At 75.8% G+C, this 2,168-nt stretch carries 4 protein-coding genes; all 4 read left to right on the forward strand.

The genetic code is table 11. The features are described from left to right. A partial coding sequence (locus MFF30_RS24810; RefSeq protein WP_238282886.1) for a LysR substrate-binding domain-containing protein occupies window positions 1-512 on the forward strand: 512 nt, incomplete at its 5' end. 28 nt (window positions 513-540) lie between these two features. Continuing rightward, window positions 541-1,434 (forward strand): phage/gene transfer agent baseplate hub protein, encoded by an 894-nt coding sequence (locus MFF30_RS24815; protein WP_238282887.1) that lies wholly within the window; start codon window positions 541-543, stop codon window positions 1,432-1,434. A 7-nt stretch (window positions 1,435-1,441) separates the two neighbouring features. Then, window positions 1,442-1,906, forward strand: a complete 465-nt coding sequence (locus MFF30_RS24820) for an NlpC/P60 family protein (RefSeq protein ID WP_238282888.1) — start codon at window positions 1,442-1,444, stop codon at window positions 1,904-1,906. Between the two features lie 58 nt (window positions 1,907-1,964). Further along, on the forward strand, window positions 1,965-2,168 hold a 204-nt coding region (locus MFF30_RS24825), incomplete at its 3' end, for a hypothetical protein (RefSeq protein WP_238282889.1).

Below are 2,168 nucleotides of genomic sequence, written 5' to 3' on the forward strand. Positions count from 1 at the left end.
GCGCCGACGCGGGCATCCGCATCGGTCCACTGGCCGATTCCGGCCTCACGGCGATCCGGGTCGGCACCGTCCGCCGCGTGCTCTGCGCGGCGCCGGACTACCTCGACCGGCACGGCGCCCCCGCGACCGTGCGGGATCTGCGCGACCACGCCGTCATCGGCTCGGCCAGCACCGGGTTGGGTGGCTTCGGGCAAGGGGGCTTCGGGCCGAAGGGCTTCGGGCCCGCGGCGCGGGGCACCCCGCGCCCCCGGCTCACCTGCAACACGATCGATTCCGTGCTGGCGGCGGCGCTCGCCGGCCAGGGGATCGCGCAGCTGCTGTCCTACCAGGTCGCCCCGGCGCTGGCGGAAGGGCGCCTGCGGCTCGTCCTCGACGATCCGGAGGCGGCCCCGATGCCGGCCCACGTCGTCAGCCCCGAGGGCCGGCGCGCCCCCGCCAAGGTGCGCGCCTTCATCGACCTCGCCGTGGCCCGGCTCCGGGCCGATCCGAGGGTCAACCCGCAGCGCTCCTGAGGCTGTCTCCACGAGGATTTTCCCGGCCATGCGCGACCTGCCCCCCGACCTCGCCGCGCACCTGGCCGGCGGGGCCACCACCCTTTGCCATTGCTGGGCGCTCACCCGGCGCGACGGGCTGCGCCTCGGCTTCACGGACCACGACCGCGACCTGACCTTCGGGGGGCTGACGCATGCGGCCGGCACCGGCCTGGAGGCGGCCGAGGCCAGCGCCGAACTCGGCTTCGCCATCGCGGGCGGCGAGGTGGCGGGGGCGCTCAGCGCGATGGGCCTCACGGAGGCCGACATCGCGGGCGGCCTCTACGACGGGGCCGGCGTGGAGACTTGGCTCGTGAACTGGCGCGACCCGGAGACCCGCCTGCTCCTCGAGATCGGCACGGTCGGCGAGGTCCGCCGCGCCGGGGGCGCCTTCGTGGCCGAGCTGCGCGGGCTGATGGACCGCCTCGACGCCGAACTGGGCCGGACCTACCGCGCCACCTGCGGGGCCGATCTCGGCGATGCGCGCTGCCGGGTCGACCTGACGGACACACGGCTCTCCACCACCGGCAGCGTGCGCGCCGCGCCCGAGCCCGGCACGCTGGAGGTGGTGCTGGCCGGCACCTTCCCGGACCATTGGTTCGCGGGCGGGCGGCTCGTCTGGACCAGCGGGGCCGCCAGCGATCACGCGGCCGATCTGCGGGCGCAAATCGCGGCGGACGGCGCGATCCGCCTCGAACTCTGGCAGGCGCCCGCCGCCGCGATCCGGGCCGGCGACCGCTTCCGCCTGAACGCGGGCTGCGACAAGCGCCTGGCCACCTGCCGCGAGAAATTCGCCAACGTGCCGAACTTCCAGGGCTTCCCGCACCTGCCGGGCAACGACTTCGTGCTGCGCCCGGTCCCCGGCTCCGGCCCGGGCCTCGACGGCGGCAGCCTGTTCCGCTGAGGCCGCCATGAAACCTGAATCGGTGAACCCCGAGACGATCGTCGCCCTGGCGCGGGGCTGGATCGGCACGCCCTACCGCCACCAGGCCTCCCTCAAGGGCGTCGGCTGCGACTGCCTCGGCCTCCTGCGCGGGGTCTGGCGCGAGGCCCTCGGCCCCGAACCGGAAGCGGCCCCGCCCTATTCCGCGTCCTGGGCGGAATCCGCAGCACCCGGCAGCGATCCCCTGGCGGAGGCGGCAAGGCGCCACCTCGCGCCCGTCGACGGACCGCCCCGGGCCGGCGACGTGCTGCTGTTCCGCTTCCGCGCCCACCTGCCGGCTCGGCACTGTGCCATCGCCGCCGGCGCCGAAGCCGGCGCTGGCGCCGGCACGATGATCCACGCCCATGACGGCGCCGCCGTCACGGAGGTGGCCCTGACGGGCTGGTGGCTGCGCCACCTCGCGCACGTCTTCCGCTTTCCCGGCGCGGCGTAACGAACCGGGCAAAGGATCGCCCGCCCCCGCCGCCTGCAAGCCCGTTCCGGAGACCGCCATGGCCACGCTGATCCTGCAAACGGCCGGGGCGGCGGTCGGCACGGCGCTCGGCGGGCCGATCGGGGGCATCATCGGCAGCGCGGTCGGCGCGGCCGCCGGCTCCGGCATCGACGGGGCCCTGTTCGGCGGGTCCGGCACCCATAGAGGTAGACCGCGAGGCGCGCCCGCGTGGTCGTCGACATCGCCGCCAGGATCTCCGGCA

The organism is Methylobacterium goesingense (genome assembly GCF_022179225.1).
In the GTDB taxonomy this organism is placed as follows: domain Bacteria; phylum Pseudomonadota; class Alphaproteobacteria; order Rhizobiales; family Beijerinckiaceae; genus Methylobacterium; species Methylobacterium goesingense.

Excerpts from the sequence above, each read along its gene's own strand:
- MFF30_RS24820 (WP_238282888.1), top strand. The coding sequence starts at position 1,442 with ATGAAACCTGAATCGGTGAACCCCGAGACGATCGTCGCCCTGGCGCGG.
- MFF30_RS24815 (WP_238282887.1), top strand. The coding sequence starts at position 541 with ATGCGCGACCTGCCCCCCGACCTCGCCGCGCACCTGGCCGGCGGGGCC.